At 35.5% G+C, this 22,893-nt stretch carries 15 protein-coding genes, 1 tRNA gene and 2 pseudogenes; 14 read left to right on the top strand and 4 right to left on the bottom strand.

Annotated elements, in window-relative coordinates:
• Positions 1 to 108 precede the first annotated feature (108 nt).
• Positions 109 to 1,065 carry an IS5 family transposase gene (locus HF197_RS01125; protein ID WP_168463940.1) on the top strand — a complete coding sequence of 319 codons (957 nt, stop codon included), beginning with the start codon at positions 109 to 111 and terminating at the stop codon, positions 1,063 to 1,065.
• Here HF197_RS01125 and HF197_RS01120 read toward each other — a convergent pair.
• Together HF197_RS01120 and HF197_RS01115 are read right to left on the bottom strand one after the other, a co-directional pair.
• On the bottom strand, positions 1,060 to 2,814 hold the full coding sequence (locus HF197_RS01120; RefSeq protein ID WP_168463939.1) for a DEAD/DEAH box helicase family protein: 1,755 nt from the start codon (positions 2,812 to 2,814) through the stop codon (positions 1,060 to 1,062). The two genes, HF197_RS01125 and HF197_RS01120, sit on opposite strands and share 6 nt — an antisense overlap.
• Complete coding sequence (locus HF197_RS01115; protein ID WP_168463938.1) at positions 2,811 to 3,500, bottom strand: DEAD/DEAH box helicase family protein; 690 nt, start codon at positions 3,498 to 3,500, stop codon at positions 2,811 to 2,813. The genes HF197_RS01120 and HF197_RS01115 overlap by 4 nt, the downstream gene beginning before the upstream one ends.
• Before the next feature lie 475 nt (positions 3,501 to 3,975).
• On the opposite strand from HF197_RS01115, the gene HF197_RS01110 reads away from it, so the two are divergent.
• The 9 genes and pseudogenes from HF197_RS01110 (at position 3,976) to tnpC (HF197_RS01070) (ending at position 17,540) form a co-directional block, all read left to right on the top strand.
• Positions 3,976 to 5,853 (top strand): ankyrin repeat domain-containing protein, encoded by a 1,878-nt coding sequence (locus HF197_RS01110; RefSeq protein ID WP_168463937.1) that lies wholly within the window; start codon positions 3,976 to 3,978, stop codon positions 5,851 to 5,853.
• Positions 5,854 to 6,026: 173 nt separating this feature from the next.
• Complete coding sequence (gene serS, locus HF197_RS01105) at positions 6,027 to 7,301, top strand: serine--tRNA ligase (RefSeq protein WP_168463936.1); 1,275 nt, start codon at positions 6,027 to 6,029, stop codon at positions 7,299 to 7,301.
• A 30-nt stretch (positions 7,302 to 7,331) separates the two neighbouring features.
• The gene (gene purD / locus HF197_RS01100; RefSeq protein ID WP_168463935.1) at positions 7,332 to 8,603 is read left to right on the top strand and encodes a phosphoribosylamine--glycine ligase; all 1,272 of its coding nucleotides are present in this window, start codon (positions 7,332 to 7,334) and stop codon (positions 8,601 to 8,603) included.
• Positions 8,604 to 8,707: 104 nt separating this feature from the next.
• Entirely contained in the window at positions 8,708 to 9,547 is an 840-nt protein-coding gene (gene prmC, locus HF197_RS01095; RefSeq protein WP_168463934.1) for a peptide chain release factor N(5)-glutamine methyltransferase, read from the top strand.
• A 154-nt stretch (positions 9,548 to 9,701) separates the two neighbouring features.
• Positions 9,702 to 11,570, top strand: a complete 1,869-nt coding sequence (gene mnmG / locus HF197_RS01090; protein ID WP_168463933.1) for a tRNA uridine-5-carboxymethylaminomethyl(34) synthesis enzyme MnmG — start codon at positions 9,702 to 9,704, stop codon at positions 11,568 to 11,570.
• Positions 11,571 to 11,619: 49 nt separating this feature from the next.
• Entirely contained in the window at positions 11,620 to 12,765 is a 1,146-nt protein-coding gene (dnaN, locus tag HF197_RS01085; protein ID WP_168463932.1) for a DNA polymerase III subunit beta, read from the top strand.
• 322 nt (positions 12,766 to 13,087) lie between these two features.
• The gene (locus HF197_RS01080) at positions 13,088 to 14,437 is read left to right on the top strand and encodes an IS110 family RNA-guided transposase (protein ID WP_168464853.1); all 1,350 of its coding nucleotides are present in this window, start codon (positions 13,088 to 13,090) and stop codon (positions 14,435 to 14,437) included.
• A 279-nt stretch (positions 14,438 to 14,716) separates the two neighbouring features.
• Entirely contained in the window at positions 14,717 to 16,066 is a 1,350-nt protein-coding gene (locus HF197_RS01075; RefSeq protein ID WP_168464853.1) for an IS110 family RNA-guided transposase, read from the top strand.
• Positions 16,067 to 16,179: 113 nt separating this feature from the next.
• A pseudogene (gene tnpC / locus HF197_RS01070) lies at positions 16,180 to 17,540 on the top strand (IS66 family transposase).
• Positions 17,541 to 17,604: 64 nt separating this feature from the next.
• Here the strand turns inward: tnpC (HF197_RS01070) and mutM are convergent.
• Complete coding sequence (gene mutM, locus HF197_RS01065; RefSeq protein ID WP_168463931.1) at positions 17,605 to 18,411, bottom strand: bifunctional DNA-formamidopyrimidine glycosylase/DNA-(apurinic or apyrimidinic site) lyase; 807 nt, start codon at positions 18,409 to 18,411, stop codon at positions 17,605 to 17,607.
• 120 nt (positions 18,412 to 18,531) lie between these two features.
• On the opposite strand from mutM, the gene HF197_RS01060 reads away from it, so the two are divergent.
• Positions 18,532 to 18,604: transfer RNA gene (locus HF197_RS01060), tRNA-Thr, on the top strand.
• 22 nt (positions 18,605 to 18,626) lie between these two features.
• Here the strand turns inward: HF197_RS01060 and HF197_RS01055 are convergent.
• Positions 18,627 to 20,156 carry an acyl-CoA carboxylase subunit beta gene (locus tag HF197_RS01055; protein WP_168463930.1) on the bottom strand — a complete coding sequence of 510 codons (1,530 nt, stop codon included), beginning with the start codon at positions 20,154 to 20,156 and terminating at the stop codon, positions 18,627 to 18,629.
• 118 nt (positions 20,157 to 20,274) lie between these two features.
• On the opposite strand from HF197_RS01055, the gene HF197_RS01050 reads away from it, so the two are divergent.
• The 3 genes and pseudogenes from HF197_RS01050 (at position 20,275) to HF197_RS07620 (ending at position 22,883) form a co-directional block, all read left to right on the top strand.
• A complete protein-coding gene (locus HF197_RS01050; protein WP_168463929.1) occupies positions 20,275 to 21,174 on the top strand; it encodes a P44/Msp2 family outer membrane protein in 900 nt (299 codons plus the stop codon).
• 181 nt (positions 21,175 to 21,355) lie between these two features.
• A pseudogene (gene tnpC, locus HF197_RS01045) lies at positions 21,356 to 22,716 on the top strand (IS66 family transposase).
• Entirely contained in the window at positions 22,662 to 22,883 is a 222-nt protein-coding gene (locus HF197_RS07620; protein WP_369800013.1) for a type II toxin-antitoxin system RelE family toxin, read from the top strand. Before tnpC (HF197_RS01045) ends, HF197_RS07620 begins: the two are co-directional and overlap by 55 nt.
• Positions 22,884 to 22,893: the final 10 nt, after the last annotated feature.

Raw genomic sequence — 22,893 nt, 5'->3', positions numbered from 1 at the left:
TCCAGCGCGTGGCGCTAGAATGGCTTTGTTGCATAGCTAAAGTAAAAAGAACTGGGAGTTACTGACGAAATTCATTATAAACAGGCATTTAACCGACAAAGGAAAAATATGCCAGTCAAAATGAAAGTCAGTAACTGCTACGAATATAACAAATTTCTCCAAGAAAGAGGAAATATTTTTTATTACGTCAACGATGCCATAGAAAATTGGTACGAAAAAAGTCCCAAAATGACCGGTGGCAACAATATTTATAGTGATAAAGTCGTAATTCTAATTCACATAATAACTTATTTGTTTAGAATAGGCCTAAGACAAACGGTGGGGTTTATAGCGGGATACCTTGAGCAAATAGGAAAAAATTTGCAAGTTATCAGCTATTCCCAGGCTTCCAGAAGATTCAAAAAGCTTAACTTAAAAATTAATGATCGAAGACATGATAAAAACAGTATGGAAAATATTGAGATCGCCATAGATAGCACTGGAATAAGCATCTACAATAATATTCCAGGCCATAGTAAGGCAAACGGTACAGATAGAAAGTACCGTGGCTATAAGCAAACAAGAAAATTGCATGTAATGCTGGAGATAGGTAGCAAAAAAGTCATAGCTGCAAAATACAGTAGTGGAGTTTATTCTGACCACTATGGAGCCTGTGATCTTATTGCAAGGGCTAATGCTAAATACAATATAAGCACACTATATGCAGACAGAGCATATAATCGAAAGAAGTTATACAAATTGTGCAATGAGCTTGGCATAAAGATAAAAATTCCTCTGCAAAACAATGCAGTGGAGCATCCAAAGCTGGATTATATGGCTGAGAGAAATTCTACAATCAAGCTCATAAAGTCATATGGTGAAGATGGTATGAAGAAGTGGAAAAAAGAGATAAATTATGGGAAGAGATCTTATATAGAAAGTTTTTTCTCGCGACTGAAGCAAACATTTGGGTTTAGTTTTAGGAACAAATCTGAGATTAACCGTGAGAAAGAAATGCTACTCAAGTGTTATTTGCTGAACAAATTTACTGAAATAGGCATGGCTAAATTTGAGATAGCTTCATGAATTTATTATGCATTGCCTCCTATCCAAAGAGCGATGCAACAAAGCCCAAACTTCCTCAGATTCTTCTTCACGAATTGCAAATGGGTTACAGATTTTTCTTAACTCATACAGAGGATATTTATCAGCATCTGGTTCATATTCTGTTATAAATTTTAATTCATTTAAAAATTCTTCTTTGCATTTCTTAAACTTATTCTCTTCCTCTTCCCACTCTTTTTCGTAACCTTCACGCTTTCTTTTCAGATCCCTTAGAATCCTCATCTTCTCCTGACGTTCTTCTTCACTTATATTATTTTCCGTTCTATCATTTTTAAGACATAAAGCGACCTTGCGCATTTCACTATCTATTTCCGATATTTGTGGATCCAGTCTCTTCCTTGCGAGCAGCGCTGCTTCTAGCGCTTTATCTGATTTTTCGTATAGATCTTCAAGCTCTTTTTGTTTTTCACTTTCGACCTCCATGCCGTATGATTTTAGGTAATCAAAAATGCCACTGTGTGATATGTTATTGTAAGAACCTATAACATATTCTTTTTGTTTATGTATATCCTTGGAAAATAAGCATGCATCACTTATTAATCCGCATCTATATTGTGATAATTCACGAAAATCAGGAAACAACATTTTGTGTATAGTGTTACTGAGGTTATGATTACTTACTAATTCTTCCAGTTTTTCATTTTCATTATTATCTTTAGTCCTTTGAAAAAGCTTTAGAACTACTTTCATCCCTTGTATAACTTGTACTCTATTATCACTATCATCAAGATCTAAGTTATTAACATACTCTGTGATTTTACTTTCCTCGCAGTTACTTACTTCATCTTTAACTCGCTGTATTAGCCCATCTAAACCTGAAAACCTCTTTTTGTTTAATTCATCCAGCGGAATACCAGTAATGCAGGATATAACATTGTCAATGAATCCATGGGCAACTGCAAAAATACCACTTTCTGCCATGCTGCTTGTAAGATCAAACTCATTTAAAACAGAATCAATATCTTCCTTTTTATCATCTCCAAATTTTTCAATTAATTTTTCTTTTATCTTATCGTACAATGTACTTTCATTTTTAGTTAAAGAAATACTTTTGCCACTAATAAGCTGTTTTTCTGGGCTTTCTATTTTCTCTTTAAATGCTTCCTTGGATTCTCTAGAATCAGAACAAAATAGAGCCATTCTGTTCTTCGGACTTTGTAAATTATATACAATGTGCTCTTTTATTTTCTTTTTTACATCACTTTCTTCGCTTATTTTATACCATGTTTTTTCTGCTTCTGTCCTTTCCAATACCTCAGATGTTAAATCTCTTTCATAAGTTTTTATGAAATCCTTATCCCTCTTATTAGCATGAACAGTAATATCAATCCTGCCACCTACTCCATCCGCGATCTTTTCCTTTAATGTCTGAGCTTTAATCTCTCCTATTCCATATTTCTGTGCTTCTTCTAAAAGCTCTTTAATCCATATAGGTGGAGTAGCAGTTGTAATAACTAATTTAATCTTTCCCCAGTATGCAAGTAGCAAGAGAAGTCTGATATAAGAATAGTATGCCTCTCCCTGATTTACCATATCTTGTACTTCATCGAGTATTACAAGCAACTTTTGCTCTTCAAACAAACTACCTTTTTCCTCTTTTCCATTAACTTTATAATGGTCTTGATAAATTTCGATATTACCTACAACTACCCTTTTATTGTCTAAATCTACCTTAAATCCTTCATTTTGAGCTTCATGTTTCTTGATCAATTCTGCAAATTTTGAAAGGTCTCTATATCCTTTGAACTCCCAAAAAACTTATCAAAGCTTAAGATAGTATGACCAGTCCCATTATACTGATTGTGATAAGAGACATCTGATAACTTATCAACTGCTGTTCGTTGGTCTTCATACTCTTGCCCTACTAAGTCTGGTCTTGGATTTACCGATACAACCTTTATACCATACAATTTTGCCACAAGAGCAAACATCAACTTTGTTATGGTTTTTCCAGATCCTGTTGCTGTTGCAATTAATATTAAATTTTTCTGAAATTCTTCAAGAGCGCTAACTTGCGATCTAAAAGGAAACTTAGGATTAGACTCACCTATACGAAATTTTCTATCTCCTTCTCCAAATTCAGCTCCAAATTTATAAACATCACCTTCTTTTTTTGCAATGAGTGTAATGCCTTTTAGAGTTTCAAACTCTTTGCTCCTTCTATCTGTATCTTCAAATTCAATAAAATATTCACCATTTGAAGGTGTAACTTTAAACCTTATCTCTTCATGCTCGAATATACCTGGCGAGTTGTCCTTTATACTTTCTATTCCTTTTTTTATTTCATCTTCCAAACCTTTTACATAATCTCTTTTTTCTTTCATGTCATGAATAAATTCAACATGATGGTGTAATAAAGATTTTGGATTTATTATTTGATCTATTACTTGATTCATAATTAGTGCTAAACTATATAATAATAATGATATTACAAAATAGTTAATTTGTCAATATTAATATTAGCATTCTTAATAAAATCAACTATCTATAACATATGTTGCATAGCTAATATATTGTAAGTGGTAATAATGTAAAAGTGAGCTATTGTGGCAGATTGAAACCCATAATATAGCTAGAATATAGAGAACTTCTAACTTTTTAGTGTGGTGGTTAGGTTACTCCACGAACTCGTTCTATAAATTTTCACGAAAGGTACTTGAAAGTACCATAATTCCTTGTACTTTTCTTTACATAAAAAGTTGAAAAATACCCTCTACAATAGAGAATGCGCAATAAAAGTTCTTTCAATTTTAGGAAAGTTGTTGTCAAAAGTAAATAAATAATTTTTCCATAACACTGCTTACTAAATTGTTGTTGCATTAAAAAATATTTTTGGTATTGAATATGTTCAAATTGATATAGAGGGTTCTTATGCTAAAGACAGAGCATCCAGCAGATTATTTGAAAAAAGAAGAACAAGTTAATGAGCAAGTAGAAGCAGGACAAGCTCAGAGGCTTCTTCAGCTTAAACGTTATCGCAGATCTGACTCTCTTGATTATGATGACAAGATCACACCTGAAGAAGAGCTAATTAATGCTATAAAAAGCAATGACTCAGAAGAAGAAAAATTAGAAAGTGTAAGAAGGCTTTTTGAGAGAGAAATAAAGCCAAACCTTGATTTTCAAGATGCCAGTGGTGATACAGCGTTACATATTGCTGTACGTAAAGGAGAGCAAAAGATTGTTGAGTTATTTATAGAAAAAAGAGCTGATGTTAATGTAGTAGATAAAGATGGCAGAACTCCTCTGCATTTTGCTGCTAATGAGGGTAAATTAGATGTAGTAAAACTACTAATAGAAAAAGGAGCGGATTTTAAGGCTACTGACAATAATCCTCTACATTTGGCTGCTGAAGATGGTAATTTGGATATAGTGAAGTACCTTGTAAAGAGAGGTGCTGATATAAGAACTAGAGACAAAGATGATAAGACCTCCTTAGATATTGCTAGAAGGTGGGAACGTTCTAATGTTATTGAGTACTTAGAGAAAAAATGGAATGCTTACGGTAATGGTGCAAAGGCTATTCATTTCGCAGCTGAAGATAATGATGTAGATGCTGTAATGTTCAATCTGGATAAAGAAGCAAATCCTAATGAAGTTGATAATAATGGTTGGACACCTTTGCATTATGCTGCTAAGGGAAGTCTTGATGCTGCAAGGTTACTTGTAGAGAGAGGTGCTAATATTAATGCTGAGGATAATTTTGGTAAGAAGCCTATACATCGGGCTGCTGAAGAAGGTCATAGAGATATTGTAGAGTTCCTTATGAGGCAAGGAATAAGTGTCAATGAACTTGAAGGCAATAAGCAATATAGCTGGAGGCGTACACCTCTACACTGGGCTGCCTGTTTTGGACATCTTGATGTAGTAAAATTTCTCGTCAATCGAGGTGCTGATATGAATGCTAGAGATAAAGACGATAAGATGCCATTAGATATTGCAAGGACAAAAGGTTATGCACAAATTGTTGAGTTTCTTTCATCTATTGAACACCTAAACAATGAACTATTTGATACTGTAAGAAAGGGTAACCTTGATAGGGTTAAAGATCTCATAGAGAAAGGAGCTGATATTAACTCTTCTGACAATGATGGCAACACTCCTGTACACTTGGCCGCTAAAGAAGGTAATTTAGATGTAGTTAAGTACCTAATTGAAGTTAAAGAGGTTGATTTGAATGCTAAGGACAATAATGGCAACACACCTTTACACCTAGCTACTGGAGAAGGGAGATTGGATGTTGTTAAATACCTCATTGATGAGAAAAAGGCTGATTTTAATGTTAAGAACGATGATGGTTGGACTCCTTTGCACTGTGCTGCTGAAAAAGGGAAATTGGATGTAGTTAAATGCCTCATTGATGAGAAAAAGGCTGACTTTAATGTTAAGGACAATTATGGCCAGACTCCTTTACATGCGGCTGCTTATTGGGGTAACTTGGATGTAGTAAAGTACCTTATTGATGAAAAAAAGGTTGATTTTGTTGATTTTAATGTTGAGAACAATTATGGCTGGACTCCTTTACACAGGGCTGCTTATTCTGGTAACTTGGATGTAGTTACATACCTTGTTGATGATAAAAAAGCTGATCTTATGAGATTTGCTCGACATTTCTGTCTGAGTTGCTTTGCTGTTACTGTTCTAAATCAGGGTCAGCAAATTGTACTTTCTTTTTTACAGATGCTTTTGATTTCTTTAATATTGACTTCCCAGGTGCCTTTAACGCTGGCTCCATTAAATTTGCTGTAACTTATTCTGCTGGCATTTTCCTACCTATTTAATATTATTAGTATATATAATAATATCTTATATATTAATAATTGTCAAGAACTACGGGCTGGTTATATAAGCATATTAGCGAGAAAATGTTGAGTATTAGGAGTTTTTAAAGTACAGTTGAGCAGTCATCATCTGAAATAATAATGCACGATATAGAATATATACATAAAAACTCTGAAGAATTTAAAAAAGCAATGGAAAGCAGAGGAATGAAAGAGTTTACTGCACAAGATATACTGGATGTTGATAACAAGAAGAGGCTATTAACTACTAAATTGCAAAGCTTGAATGGAAAGCGCAATGAAATCACGGAGGAAATAAAGAAGCTCAAGATGAACAAAAGCCCATGCGAAGGGCAAATAGAGACGTCAAAGAGCATCACAAATGAAATAGAATCAATCAGCTTAAAAGAGCAAGTAGAAAAGGATAAATTAGTTAATATTTTATCTAATTTGCCAAATATTCCTGCACAAGATGTGCCAATCGGAGCAGACGAGAACGATAATGTAGAAGTGAGGAAAAATGGAGAGAAAAGACAATTTGACTTTGCACCCAAGCTGCATTATGAGATTGGAGAAGCATTAGGTCTGATGGATTTTGAACGAGCAGCAAAAATTTCCGGATCAAGGTTTTCAATGCTAGAAGGACAATTAGCTAAACTTGGAAGAGCACTAACAAGTTTTATGCTTGATACTCATGTCAATGAATTTGGCTATACTGAGGTATATCATCCAATTTTGGTAAAAGATGAATCAATGTACAATGTTGGCCAACTACCAAAATTTTCTGATGATTCGTATTTGACTACTGATGGATTAAGACTCATTCCAACAAGTGAAGTAGTCTTGACAAATTTGATTGCTGATAAAATAATAGAGGAGAAAGAATTACCTATCCGTTTTACTGCATATTCAGAATGTTTCCGTAAAGAAGCTGGAAGTGCAGGAAAAGATACCAGAGGCATGATCAGACAACATCAATTTGGTAAAGTTGAATTAGTGAGCATCACAACTGAGGATCAATCGCACGACGAACATGAGCGTATGACAAACGCTGCTGAAGAGGTACTAAAAAAATTAGAGCTGCCGTATAGGGTAATGTTGCTCTGCAGCGGCGATATGGGTTTTGCTGCACAAAAAACTTATGATTTAGAGGTTTGGCTACCTGGGCAAGACAAATATAGGGAGATATCAAGTTGTTCAAATTGTGGTGCATTCCAAGCAAGAAGAATGGGTACTAAATACTCTTTAAGCGCTAATAAGAAAATTAAGCAATATGTTCACACTTTGAATGGTTCAGCATTGGCTATAGGAAGAACTATAATTGCTATAATAGAGAATTACCAGAACTCTGATGGATCAATTTCAATACCAAACGTATTGCAAAAATACATGGGCAATGTTAATATTACAAATTAAATAACATATTAAAAAATTGAGGAAATAAAGATGAAGGTTTTGATTATAGGTTCTGGTGGACGCGAACATGCTCTGCTTTGGGCTTTAAAAAAATCTCCTATGTTGACTGAGTTATATATCACTCCTGGTCGTCCAGCTATGAAAAATCTTGGAATTCTTGTTGATATCAATATTCACAATTCAATGGATATTATACAATTCTGCAAAAGAGAAGACATAGAATTAGTGATCATCGGTCCAGAGCAGCCAATAATCAATGGACTTGCTGATGATTTAGCTGCAGAAGGAATAAATGTTTTTGCCCCGAATCAGGCGGCTGCAAAGCTTGAAGCATCAAAATCTTTTACTAAAGAATTATGTAAGCAATATGGCATACCAACCGCTAAGTATGAGCGTTTTATCGACGAAACGTTAGCAAAAAATTTCGTAAAAAGTAATAGAATGAAATTTCCTCTTGTGGTTAAGGCAAATGGTATTGCAGCAGGCAAGGGTGTGATAATATGCAACACAGAAGATGAGGCCTTTTCAGCAATAGACACGATGCTGGTAGAAAAGAAATTTGGTGAATCAGGTGAAGAAATAATTATAGAAGAATTTTTAGTAGGAGAAGAAGTAAGCTTTTTTGCGCTTATTGATGGATTGAAAGTAGCAACATTTGGGTATGCAAAAGACTACAAGAGATCTGATGAAAATAATGAAGGTCAAAATACTGGAGGCATGGGGTCATACTCATCACCTTCTATTATTAGCAAAGATATGGAGCAGAAAATTATTCAGAGAATAATACATCCTACGATTCAGGCGCTAGCTAATATGGGCACACCTTATAGAGGAATATTATTTGCTGGGTTAATGATTTGTAAAGATGGCCCAAAACTTCTTGAGTATAATGTTAGATTTGGCGATCCAGAGGCACAATCTATATTAATCAGGCTTGATTCCAATTGTGACTTGCTAAAATTGATATTATCAGTTGCAGAAGGAAATTTAGATACCAAGAAGATAGAATTAAGCGATAAGTCTGCGGTTTGTATTGTTGTAGCCAGCAAAGGTTATCCAGGTGATTACAAAAAGGGCGAAGTAATAAAGGGGTTAGATAAAATTGAAGCCATGCCAGATGTACTAGTATTTCATGCTGGTACTCAATTGGATGCAAGCGGTAATTGGATTTCCGATGGTGGAAGAGTATTAAACATAGTAGCAGAGGGAAATACAATAGAGGAAGCCAAGAGTAAAGCATATTCAGCATTAAACTTCCTAGAGTGGCCTGGTGGTTTTTTCAGGTATGATATTGGTAGCTAGTCAATATATGTAAGGGAGGGTTTTATGTTTATTCAACTCTCACATTTCCTATAAAACCCACTGTAATTATGGTATAATCTTATTTTATTGATAGGCCTTATATATTGAAAACAATCAGTACATTAATTAGAGAGGGGTCAGAGATATTGTTGTTGCATGAAGTTGATACTCCATATCTTGACTGTGAGGTTATTATGCAGCATGTGCTTGATGTGGAAAGATCATTCATAATTATGAATCATGCTAATCAAATATCAGCAGAAGAAGAATCACTGTTTTGGGATTTAATAAGAAAAAGAGCAGCAAAGCATCCAGTGTCACAAATAGTAGGTAAACGCGAATTTTGGAACAGTTGTTTTATTGTTAATCAACATGTTTTAGATCCAAGGCAAGACAGTGAAACATTAATATCAACAACACTCAAATATTACCCAGATAAAGGGCAAAAACTAAAAGTTGCAGATTTTGGTACAGGTACAGGTTGTTTGTTAATATCTATACTAAATGAGTATAAGTATGCCTGTGGTATCGGTTTTGAAAAGAGCTTTGAAGCATACAAAGTTGCATGCCAGAATGTAGAGAGACACGATCTACTTGATAGAGCTAAAGTATTTCCAAAATCGTGGACAGAGTGTGAAGGTTCATTTGATTTGATAATTAGCAATCCTCCATACATTAAAACAAGTAAGCTAAAAGACTTACAAGCTGAAGTACAAAATGAGCCAAGAATTGCACTTGAAGGTGGTATTGATGGCCTGAGCTGCTACTTGAGTATTTTTCCAATATTGAAACAGTGCCTAAAAAAAAATGGGTTTGCAATATTGGAGATAGGTGAAGATCAAGACAATATTGATGAAATCATACCATCGTACGAGCTATCCTTTCAGGAATATGTATATGATTTAGCGGGAATGAAAAGATGTGTTGTTGTTAAACATCTCTAGTAAAGAGTGAGAGTAAGAAGAAATAAGATTAGCTTTGGAGGGAAGAAAACTGGAATCTTTGCCTGCATTAAGTCTTATAGGGAGCATAGCTACCTTTATTTGACACTAACTGCTGATCATGAGAATATTAGAAGGTAAGTAATTGCTTTAAAGTATGCAAAAATATGATGTAGTGGTGGTAGGCGGTGGCCATGCAGGGTGCGAAGCGGCTGCAGCTTCAGCTCGCCTTGGTGCCAATACGTTTCTCATAACTCATAAAATTTCGACTATTGGGGAGATGTCCTGCAATCCAGCAATTGGAGGAATTGCTAAAGGTGTTGTAGTGAGAGAAGTGGATGCGTTGGATGGACTAATGGGTAGAGCAATTGATAATGCAAGCATCCACTCAGTTGTTCTAAATAGCAGTAAGGGCGCAGCCGTATGGGGGCCACGTGCGCAGGCGGATAGGAAGTTATACAAAAAATCAATACAGGAAGTGATTTTATGTTACACAAACCTAACAGTAAAAGAAGAATCTGTTGATGATTTCCATATAGAGAATAATGAAAACGGTGAAGCTCATATAAAAGCTGTGGTAACAAGCTCAGGTGAACGAATACTTACAAAAAAAGTTATTTTAACCACTGGAACTTTTTTACATGGTGTGATCCATATTGGAGAACAGACAACCCATTCAGGGAGAATGGGAGATAAGCCTGCAATAGAACTTGCAAATACACTAAGAAAGTATGATTTTAAACTTGGTAGGCTGCGTACTGGAACTCCACCAAGGCTTGATCGTAACACTATAAATTGGTCAATGTTGCAGGAGCAAGTAGGAGATAATCCACCTATACCATTTTCTTATTTAACAGAAAAAATTAACCAAACTCAGGTTCCATGCTTCATTACTCACACTAATGAAAATACACATAGAATAATCAGAGAAAACCTTCATAGGTCTGCTTCTTCATATTTAGATGGTGTTACTGCGCCAAGATATTGTCCATCCATTGAAACGAAAGTTAATAAGTTTGCAGAAAAAAATAGTCATCAAATATTTTTGGAACCAGAAGGGCTGGATAACAATACTATATACCCAAATGGAATCTCAAATTCACTACCTATTGATGTTCAACTTGAAATGATAAGGAGTATCAAAGGGCTTGAGAATGCAGAGATACTAAGACCTGGGTATACAGTAGAGTATAACTATATAGATCCAAGAGAGTTGCTTCATACTCTTGAAACAAAGAAAATTAAAGGTCTATATTTTGCAGGACAAATTAACGGCACCACAGGATATGAAGAAGCAGCCGGGCAAGGAATTGTTGCAGGAATTAATGCAGCTTTATCTTTTTCGGGCAGAAGCTTCGTTCTTCACCGCACAGATTCATATATTGGTGTGATGATAGATGATTTAGTGACTAAAGGGGTGATTGAACCTTACAGGTTATTTACCTCACGAGCAGAATATAGGCTAACAATTAGGTCAGACAACGCAGATAGAAGATTAACACAAAAAGGTTATGATATTTCCCTGGTATCTGGTAATAGGTATTCTGCCTTGCAGAGCAAACTTCAATCCACCAAACAACTTGAGGAAAAACTAGAGAGTTTTGCCATTACTCCAGAACAACTTACTTCCTACGGCGTTAAGGTATCTTATGATGGTATAAGGAAAACAGCGTTAGACTTGTTAAGCTATCCAAACATTGATTGGAGTAAATTAAGAGAAATATGGCCAGAATTAAATGAAATTAGAAGTGAAGCGTGTCAGATCATTGAAATCGAAGCAAAGTATAAACCTTATTTGGCAAGGCAAGAAGCAGATATGAAGTTTCTGCAAGAGGAAAGTGAGACTAAAATTCCGCTCAATTTTAATTATTCACAAATCAAAGGATTATCAAGTGAAGTTGTCGAAAAATTGCAAGCAGTGAAGCCGACAACCATTGGCATTGCGAAGCAGATACAAGGCATTACCCCAGCTGCAATAGTGAATATATTAGTATATATGAAGAAGTCTAATAAAACTTTACTTTAAGCATGACATAGATATCATTTAAGATGTTGTTTTTTTAGGGCCCAAGTTGATGTCAGAAGTTGCAGGTATAGAAATCAAAGATATTGTAAGTGAAAAAATGCGCTTTAGCGTAAGTCGTGCAAGTCTTTTAAATATATTGTCCAAAGTAAGTGGGGTAGTTGAAAGGCGTAACGCAATAGATGTGCTAGCATGCATAAATATTAAAGTACAAGCGGACAGTATAAGATTGATTGCTACTGATCTTGATATTTCAATATTTGCCTCACTTGCTGCAAATGTGTCAGCAGTTGGGGAAGTAAAGGTTTCAGCGCATACTCTGCATGATATAGTAAAAAAATTACCAACTGATTTGGATGTCAATTTTGAAGTGAATAATCAGGGAAGGTTACTAATATCCTGTGGAAATGCAAATTTTTCCTTGCCAAATGTTATTTCAAACAATTTTCCTGCTCTGGAAGAAGATGATTATAAATCCGATTTCACTTTACTAAATACAGATCTAATAAGCTTGCTCACTAAAACAAAGTTTGCCGTATCGTTGGATGACACGAGGTATAACCTGAATGGTATATACATGCACACAGATGAAGAATTTTTATATTGTGTTGCAACAGATGGTCATCGCCTTTCATGTATAAAGAAACTTAAATCCGCTAACGTTGAAGGCGAGTTTGGTGTAATAATTCCGCGTAAAACCGTTATGGAATTGCTAAAAGTACTGGATGATTGCAGTGAAGTGAATATAAAGCTTTCAGATAGGAAAATTAAATTTACGTGTGGTGAGTACATTCTCATATCAAAATTAATAGACGGAACTTTTCCAGATTATAAAGCCGTTATTCCAGCACTCCAAGACAAGCATATAATCATTGAAAGCAAAAAACTTTCGGACGTTATAGATAGAGTTTCAGTTGTAGTATCTGACAAAGTTAAATCCATAAAGCTCTCTCTACAAAAAAATCAACTAACTCTGCATTCAAATTCCCAAGAGTGCAGTGATGCAACCGAGTCTATAGAGGTGGATTATGATAATGCCCCTATAGATGTAGGGTTTAATGCACGTTATTTACTAGATGCCTTATCTTGCATTAAAAGTAAATGTAAGCTTGACCTTTCAGATAGCAATAGTGCTGCAGTTATTACTGATGAAGATGACCCTAGTGCGCTATATATAGTAATGCCAATGAGAACTTAAAACCTGTTGAAAACAGTGTATTAAGATGAAAGGCTTACAGATGGAGTTTAGCACCGAACAGAAAAATCTGTCAAATCAGGAAAAAACTCCCAATTTAAGTTTTTAGTAGTTTTTAAGTATAATTATAGGAAGCGCTTCTGCAGTTATAACCGTAATCTTCACTGGTGCCATAAGTGCCCGTCGTTTAGCGTGGTTTTGGAGGAACGGTCAGATCATTGATGGAGTCTTTTAGACTACCTCGGTTAGGAGATTGTATTATCAACCGCCCCAAGCTGAAGCGCTTTACTTATTATAAATTATAGGAGCTATCATGAAAAAAGCCATGAAAAAAGCAAAAAAAAGTAAATTAGAAGTAATGAACCCTAACGCAGCAGGAATAGACATTGGTTCAGCTGTACATTATGTATGTGTGCCAGAGGGAAGAGATGAGCAACGTATACAAAAATTTAGCTGCTTTACAGAAGACCTTCATAATATAGCAAAGTGGTTAAAGAAGTGCAAAGTTACTACAATAGCTATGGAATCAACAGGAGTGTACTGGATTCCTTTGTTCCAAGTACTTGAAACATATGGACTTGAGGTAAAGCTGGCAAATGCAAGACATGTAAAAAATGTGCCAGGAAGAAAGTCAGATGTCCAGGATTGCCAATGGCTTCAACAGCTACATAGTTATGGATTGATTCAAGGATCATTTAGGCCAGATGATCAAATGTGTGTATTACGTGGTTATGTTCGGCAACGTAAAAACCTAATTGAAAATGCATCTACACATATCAATCGTATGCAAAAGGCATTAATACAAATGAATATCCAATTACATAAAGTTATAAGCGATATTACTGGTGTTACAGGAATGCAAATTATTAAAGCAATAGTAGAAGGTGAAAGGAATCCTGAAAAATTAGCTGAATTTAGAAGTGTGAATATGAAGAATGATAAGGCTACTATAGCAAAAGCATTAACAGGCGATTATAGAGAAGAACATTTGTTTGTATTAAAGCAAGAATATGAAACATATAATTTTTTTCAAGAGAAAATAATTGAATGTGATAAAAGTATAGAAAATTATTATAAAACATTGGAAACGAAGTCTGATGAAAGTAAAGAGTTAGGTAGGGAAAAAAATAAGTCTAGAAGAGGCAGACCAAACTTCACTTTGCGTGAAGAATTGTATCGGGTAACTGGTACAGATTTTACCAAAATTCCTGGATTTGATGTGTTAACTGTGCAAACTATTATTTCAGAGGTTGGTATTGATCATAGTAAATGGCGATCAGAAAAGCATTTTACCTCATGGTTGGGACTCAGCCCTGGTAATAAGATTACAGGGGAAAAAGTATTAGGAACAAAAACTCGTAAAGTTATTAACCGCGCTACAAATGCTTTTAGAATGGCTGCTTATTCTGTGGGAGGTAGTAAGAGTGCATTAGGTGCGTATTGTAGGAAATTAAAAAAACGACTAGGACCAATAAAAGCAATTACTGCGACGGCAAGAAAATTAGCATGTATCTTTTATCAAATGTTGAAATACGGGCAGGAGTATGTGGAAAAAGGGATGGAATATTATGAAACATGTTATAAAGAGAGAGTTGTAAAAAACTTGGTCAAGAAGGCACGGGAACTTGGTTATATCTTGATTCAACAAGAAGAACTAATTGAGGGAGTTTCTTAGGAGTTTAGCACCGAACAGAAAAATCTGTCAAATCAGGAAAAAACTCCCAATTTAAGTTTTTAGTAGTTTTTAAGTATAATTATAGGAAGCGCTTCTGCAGTTATAACCGTAATCTTCACTGGTGCCATAAGTGCCCGTCGTTTAGCGTGGTTTTGGAGGAACGGTCAGATCATTGATGGAGTCTTTTAGACTACCTCGGTTAGGAGATTGTATTATCAACCGCCCCAAGCTGAAGCGCTTTACTTATTATAAATTATAGGAGCTATCATGAAAAAAGCCATGAAAAAAGCAAAAAAAAGTAAATTAGAAGTAATGAACCCTAACGCAGCAGGAATAGACATTGGTTCAGCTGTACATTATGTATGTGTGCCAGAGGGAAGAGATGAGCAACGTATACAAAAATTTAGCTGCTTTACAGAAGACCTTCATAATATAGCAAAGTGGTTAAAGAAGTGCAAAGTTACTACAATAGCTATGGAATCAACAGGAGTGTACTGGATTCCTTTGTTCCAAGTACTTGAAACATATGGACTTGAGGTAAAGCTGGCAAATGCAAGACATGTAAAAAATGTGCCAGGAAGAAAGTCAGATGTCCAGGATTGCCAATGGCTTCAACAGCTACATAGTTATGGATTGATTCAAGGATCATTTAGGCCAGATGATCAAATGTGTGTATTACGTGGTTATGTTCGGCAACGTAAAAACCTAATTGAAAATGCATCTACACATATCAATCGTATGCAAAAGGCATTAATACAAATGAATATCCAATTACATAAAGTTATAAGCGATATTACTGGTGTTACAGGAATGCAAATTATTAAAGCAATAGTAGAAGGTGAAAGGAATCCTGAAAAATTAGCTGAATTTAGAAGTGTGAATATGAAGAATGATAAGGCTACTATAGCAAAAGCATTAACAGGCGATTATAGAGAAGAACATTTGTTTGTATTAAAGCAAGAATATGAAACATATAATTTTTTTCAAGAGAAAATAATTGAATGTGATAAAAGTATAGAAAATTATTATAAAACATTGGAAACGAAGTCTGATGAAAGTAAAGAGTTAGGTAGGGAAAAAAATAAGTCTAGAAGAGGCAGACCAAACTTCACTTTGCGTGAAGAATTGTATCGGGTAACTGGTACAGATTTTACCAAAATTCCTGGATTTGATGTGTTAACTGTGCAAACTATTATTTCAGAGGTTGGTATTGATCATAGTAAATGGCGATCAGAAAAGCATTTTACCTCATGGTTGGGACTCAGCCCTGGTAATAAGATTACAGGGGAAAAAGTATTAGGAACAAAAACTCGTAAAGTTATTAACCGCGCTACAAATGCTTTTAGAATGGCTGCTTATTCTGTGGGAGGTAGTAAGAGTGCATTAGGTGCGTATTGTAGGAAATTAAAAAAACGACTAGGACCAATAAAAGCAATTACTGCGACGGCAAGAAAATTAGCATGTATCTTTTATCAAATGTTGAAATACGGGCAGGAGTATGTGGAAAAAGGGATGGAATATTATGAAACATGTTATAAAGAGAGAGTTGTAAAAAACTTGGTCAAGAAGGCACGGGAACTTGGTTATATCTTGATTCAACAAGAAGAACTAATTGAGGGAGTTTCTTAGGAGAGAGTTAGTAGCCGTTTATGGGCACACACTCGTATCCATTCAGCCGGGCGGTAAAATAAAGAGTAGACAAGGAATGCTAAAAAGGTAAACTAGAGTGGCTGTGAGGTAATATGGTTGATCTTTTAGAATTTTGCGAAAGTTTAAGCAGACTATAGAAAAGTTAGAAACAAAAATAGAAGAGCTTAAAGCAGAAAATAAAGCGCTAAGGATCGAAAACGCTGAGTTAAAAGAAAGGCTTGGCTTAAATTCAAAAAATTCATCTATACCAAGCTCCAAAGAATTATATAAGATGAGGGAAAATAAGCCAAAAAGTGACAGGAAAGTAGGAGCACAGGTTGGACATAAAGGCAGTTACCGCCCTAAAATGGAGGCAGATGAGATGGTAAAAATAGAACTGCCCAATACGTGTGAGTGCGGAGGAGAAATTGCGGTATCAAAAGATCCGTATACTCATCAAAAGGTCGATTTGCCGGAAATCAAGCCGTATGTAGTTGAATATCAACTAGAGCATGGACGTTGCAAAAGATGTGGAAAAAGAAAAAGTAGCAAGCTACAAGAAGGAGTAACTGCGGACACATTTGGTCCAAGAGTTAAGTCAGTAATTACAGCATTAAGTGGATTTTACAAGAATTCGAAAAAAGAAGTGGCAAATATTATAAAGGACATTTTCAACCTGGATATCAGCGTCGGTAGTGTATCAAATAGCGAGGCTAGAGTGGCAGAAAAATGCCAAGAAGCATATGAGCAAATTGAGGAAGAGGTAAGCAAGAGCAAAATTTTACATATCGATGAAACTAGCCATTACAACAAAGGTAAACAGGGCTGGTGCTGGATGTTTGCGAGCAAAATAGGAAGTGTGATCAAATTGACAGAGTCAAGAGGGATGAAAGTCCTGGAAAATAGTAAATTTGGAAAGAATAACAACCTAGTAGTGACCGACAGATATGCAGCTTACAACTACTTTTCCAGCAAGAAAAGGCAGGTCTGTTGGGCACATTTAGCAAGAGATTTTGAAAGGTTGTCTCATAGTTGGAATAGCGAAGTGAAAGTTTTGGGGTATTATTTAAGGAATGTTGCTACTGAATTATTTGCATTGAAAAAAGCTCTGTTAAAGGATGAAATAGACACATTAAGGTTCATAAGAAGAGCAAGAAAATTACGCAAGCGAACGAGATATTACTTAAAGAATATATCAAATTTACCCGAGGCAATTGGAGCGTCTCGAGTAGCAAAAAATATCATGAAATCGGATCTGATGATGTGGAAATTTTTGGACGATCCAGAAAATATTCCACTGACAAACAACTATGCTGAGCGACAGATTCGGCATTACGTTGTTTACCGAAAAGTTTCATATTTTACACAATCGAAACGGGGAAATATGTTTCTTGAGAGGATAATTTCATTGTACTTGACTTGGAGGCAAAAGAAGTTAAATCCTTTTCAAAACCTACTGGCTATTGCTTCTTAAGCCATATACCTGAATGGATACGGGTTTTTAATAATATATTAATTCCAATATAAAAGATTATGTATCAAATCTGACATACGCCACAAAAATAAGTACTGCGGCCATTTTGGCGTAAAAGCGTTATGGTATTATTGCAAATTTTGCAAGGTTTTTGAGCTTTGCCATATACGCAAAAGCTATTTTGAAAATATCCAGTAGATCCAGATGGTTGTGCATAATCTTTAAGCGTTGAGCCACCGGCAATAATTGCATCATTTAGAGTATTTTTTATTTCAGCAGCAAGTTTTGCGCATTCTCCAGAAGTTAAATCTTGTGCTGGCCTAAGTGGAGATATACACGCCCTAAACAAACTTTCAGAAGAGTATATATTGCCTATGCCAACTATTAACTTATTATCCATTAGCGCTGATTTTATATTCATCTTTTTATTTCTTAATACTCTCTGCAAATAGTCCCCATTAAATTCATTTGAGAGGGGTTCTATACCAAAATTATCAAAAAATTTTACCTGCTCTTCTTTATTTAAAACAATAACTAATCCAAACCTTCTTGGATCATTAAATATTACTGAAGTATCATCAGAAAACAAAAATACTACGTGATCATGCTTACTCTGCGCACGCTCAGTATATATAAGCTTTCCACTCATGCCAAGGTGTATAATTACCGCTATATCGCCTATATCCCAGATCATATACTTACCTCGACGCTCAATATCGTTTATCGCCCTACCCTTCAGCATACTGTCAATATTTTTTGTCACTGGTATGCGTAAATTCCAATTATTAACTATGACATTACGTATTTGTTTGTTCTTGATCTTATTAAGCAGAAAGCTAGCAATTACTTCCACTTCCGGTAACTCTGGCATTTTTTCTACTCTGTTGTTGCTTTTTTCTCTTGAGAATATTTTGCTTTAGAGCTTTTGCCAACCTTTTCTTCTCCTCTTCCTTTTTTTTACTCTTTTGTGTATTATCCATTATCATAACTTGCCGTTGTAGCTCAGGTGGTAGAGTACGTCATTGGTAATGACGAGGTCCCAAGTTCGAGTCTTGGTAACGGCACACTTCATAAACTAACATAAAATCACAAAGGCAGATTATCATGTTTCTTCCACAATTTTTCTACTTTCTTATTCTTGAGCAGTTCTAATGCTTTATGAAAGTGATATCTAGTTTTACTTGGCACTATAATATCGTCAATAAACCCGTGCGATGCAGCAAAAAATGGATTGGCAAATTTTTCTTTATACTCTTTAATCAGTGCTTGTTGTTGATCTTTTTCATTGCGGAATATAATTTCAACTGCACTTTCAGGACCCATAACAGCTATTTCAGCAGTTGGCCATGCATAATTTATATCACCCTTTAAATGTTTTGAATTCATGACGATATACGCACCACCGTATGCCTTCCTGGTAATTAAGCTAATCTTCGGCACAGTTGCCTCAGCGTAAGCATAAAGCAATTTTGCCCCGTGTTGTATCACATTGTTATATTCCTGATCTGTACCTGGCAAAAACCCCGGAACATCAATCAATGTGATGAGAGGGATATTGAATGCATCGCAGAACCTTACAAATCTTGCAGCTTTTCTTGAAGAGTCAATATCTAAACACCCCGCAAGGTGCAAAGGTTGATTTGCAACAATACCAACAGTGCTACCTCCAATTCTACCAAAACCAGTAATAATGTTACGAGCGAAATCTGGTTTTAATTCAAAGAATCTCTTATCATCACAGATTTTCTCAATGAGTTCATACATATCGTAAGGAGTATTAGGATTATTGGGAATCAGAGTGTTCAAAGATTCATCAACATCATCAACGTAGTTATAAAGTGGCACAGTTTTTGGTGATTCTTGATTATTTGCTGGTAAAAAAGTAAAGAATTCACGTATTTCTCTTAACATTTCAACATCATTACTGAATGCAAAGTCTGCCACTCCAGTTTTACTTGTATGAATTTTTGCTCCACCCAAATCCTCATGAGTTACATCTTCATATGTAACTTTTTTTACTACATCAGGTCCAGTTATAAACATATATGAACTATTTTTTACCATGAAGGTAAAATCAGTTAATGCTGGAGAATAGACCGCACCTCCTGCACATGGTCCCATAATTAAGGAGATTTGTGGTATTAAACCTGAAGCATTCACATTCCTTTGGAAAATCTCTCCATAACCAGCAAGAGAATTCACTCCTTCCTGAATTCTAGCCCCACCAGAGTCATTCAGTCCAATGATTGGAACTCTGGCATTGATTGCCATATCCATAATTTTACATATTTTTTTTGCATGTGCTGCACCAAGCGATCCACCAAAAACGGTAAAATCCTGCGAGTAAACAAAAACTTTTTTGCCATAAATGGTTCCATGTCCAATGACAACTCCATCACCTAAAAAATTGGCATTTTGCATGCCAAAGTCAGTTTCATGGTGTTTTACAAACTTGTCATATTCCTCAAATGAATCTTCATCAAGCAATATACTGAGCCTTTCTCTAGCAGTTAATTTCCCTTTCTCATGCTGCTTGCTAATCCTACCTTCACCACCCCCCATTTCAGCTTCTTGTGCCCTAATTTTAAGGCTTTCTAGTATTTTAAAATCCTGCATATCAAAAAAAGTAATTTTTCAATTTAAAGTATACACTACTTTTTGCAAGTGTAAAAAGTTCTTGATGGTTAAAAAATTCACATATATATGTAAATAGCTTAATATGAGGATTGTAACTATGAGTAAGAAATTTGTATGTTTATTGGTAGCTTCGCTTACCTTATCACTTAACTGTTCATCGAGAGAGATAAATAATTCACAAAACTTTTATGTCAAAGCCAATTATTTTGGAGCGCTATTTAACGCAATAGGACCTTTTGATGGAAATGAAGATGTATATCAAGATATAACAGAAGGAATATTTAGCTTCAATAAAACTGAAAAAATGGAAGAAGGATATAACCCTAAATATGTTCCTGGATTTGCAGGCAGTGCTGCAATAGGGCGTTCTTTTGGAAACACTAGAGTTGAGCTTGAATATTTGCATTCTCAAACTAATTTATACGATGAAGAATATTCGAACAAAAATAAAGCGACATACATTGAGCTTCGCCGCGATAAGGCTACTTCTACTGGGGCAAAATGCGACTCACCCTGGAGAAGTGGAAAAGTTGACCTTACCATTAATGAAAACTGTGAAGTTGGAGCAAAGTTTAGGGCTGCATTTAAAATGAAGAATGAAGGCTTTAATAACTTAGCTGGAATGGTTAATGTATATCATGACTTTAATAAAGAAGGAATGCAGCTTGTTCCATATGTTGGAATTGGTGTAGGGTTGTCTAAAATTAAGTTTTTAGGCAAAACAAAATATGCACCTGCTTATCAAGCAAAACTTGGTGTTAATTATCTGCTTACAGAACAAACTCAAGCATTCGCTGGCTTGCGCTATTTCGGTATTCTCGATGATGAATTTGAAGGGGTTGTACCTACAATCAAGATACCAGCAGGTGAAAAATACACCCCTCCTCAAGGAGGCAGCGAAGTTGATGAAACCACACGCGTTGAGTCCACTACTGCAACCATTACAAATAGATTTGGTATATATGGTTTAGAAGTTGGGTTGGCTTATCGCTTTTAACTGATAGATAGTATCCATTCAGGGGTATGGCTTAAGAAGCAATAGCCAGTAGGTTTTGAAAAGGATTTAACTTCTTTTGCCTCCAAGTCAAGTACAATGAAATGTATCCATTCAGCCGGGCGGTAAAATAAAGAGTAGACAAGGAATGCTAAAAGGTAAACTAGAGTGGCTGTGAGGTAATATGGTTGATCTTTTAGAATTTTGCGAAAGTTTAAGCAGACTATAGAAAAGTTAGAAACAAAAATAGAAGAGCTTAAAGCAGAAAATAAAGCGCTAAGGATCGAAAACGCTGAGTTAAAAGAAAGGCTTGGCTTAAGTTCAAAAAATTCATCTATACCAAGCTCCAAAGAATTATATAAGATGAGGGAAAATAAGCCAAAAAGTGACAGGAAAGTAGGAGCACAGGTTGGACATAAAGGCAGTTACCGCCCTAAAATGGAGGCAGATGAGATGGTAAAAATAGAACTGCCCAATACGTGTGAGTGCGGAGGAGAAATTGCGGTATCAAAAGATCCGTATACTCATCAAAAGGTCGATTTGCCGGAAATCAAGCCGTATGTAGTTGAATATCAACTAGAGCATGGACGTTGCAAAAGATGTGGAAAAAGAAAAAGTAGCAAGCTACAAGAAGGAGTAACTGCGGACACATTTGGTCCAAGAGTTAAGTCAGTAATTGCAGCATTAAGTGGATTTTACAAGAATTCGAAAAAAGAAGTGGCAAATATTATAAAGGACATTTTCAACCTGGATATCAGCGTCGGTAGTGTATCAAATAGCGAGGCTAGAGTGGCAGAAAAATGCCAAGAAGCATATGAGCAAATTGAGGAAGAGGTAAGCAAGAGCAAAATTTTACATATCGATGAAACTAGCCATTACAACAAAGGTAAACAGGGCTGGTGCTGGATGTTTGCGAGCAAAATAGGAAGTGTGATCAAATTGACAGAGTCAAGAGGGATGAAAGTCCTGGAAAATAGTAAATTTGGAAAGAATAACAACCTAGTAGTGACCGACAGATATGCAGCTTACAACTACTTTTCCAGCAAGAAAAGGCAGGTCTGTTGGGCACATTTAGCAAGAGATTTTGAAAGGTTGTCTCATAGTTGGAATAGCGAAGTGAAAGTTTTGGGGTATTATTTAAGGAATGTTGCTACTGAATTATTTGCATTGAAAAAAGCTCTGTTAAAGGATGAAATAGACACATTAAGGTTCATAAGAAGAGCAAGAAAATTACGCAAGCGAACGAGATATTACTTAAAGAATATATCAAATTTACCCGAGGCAATTGGAGCGTCTCGAGTAGCAAAAAATATCATGAAATCGGATCTGATGATGTGGAAATTTTTGGACGATCCAGAAAATATTCCACTGACAAACAACTATGCTGAGCGACAGATTCGGCATTACGTTGTTTACCGAAAAGTTTCATATTTTACACAATCGAAACGGGGAAATATGTTTCTTGAGAGGATAATTTCATTGTACTTGACTTGGAGGCAAAAGAAGTTAAATCCTTTTCAAAACCTACTGGCTATTGCTTCTTAAGCCATACACCTGAATGGATACTTAAAGGACAGTATAGAATAAGAGTTAGCAACTACCGTATCATTTATTCTATAGATCATTTGGAACGTAAAGTACTTATTACTAAAGTAGGACATAGAAAAAACATTTACAAACATGTCGTAAAACAAACAGAAGTATTTGTGTAATTAATGCAAG

The sequence above is a fragment of the Wolbachia endosymbiont of Ctenocephalides felis wCfeT genome (assembly GCF_012277295.1).
GTDB lineage: Bacteria > Pseudomonadota > Alphaproteobacteria > Rickettsiales > Anaplasmataceae > Wolbachia.
This window is presented reverse-complemented; position numbering and strand designations above follow the sequence as displayed.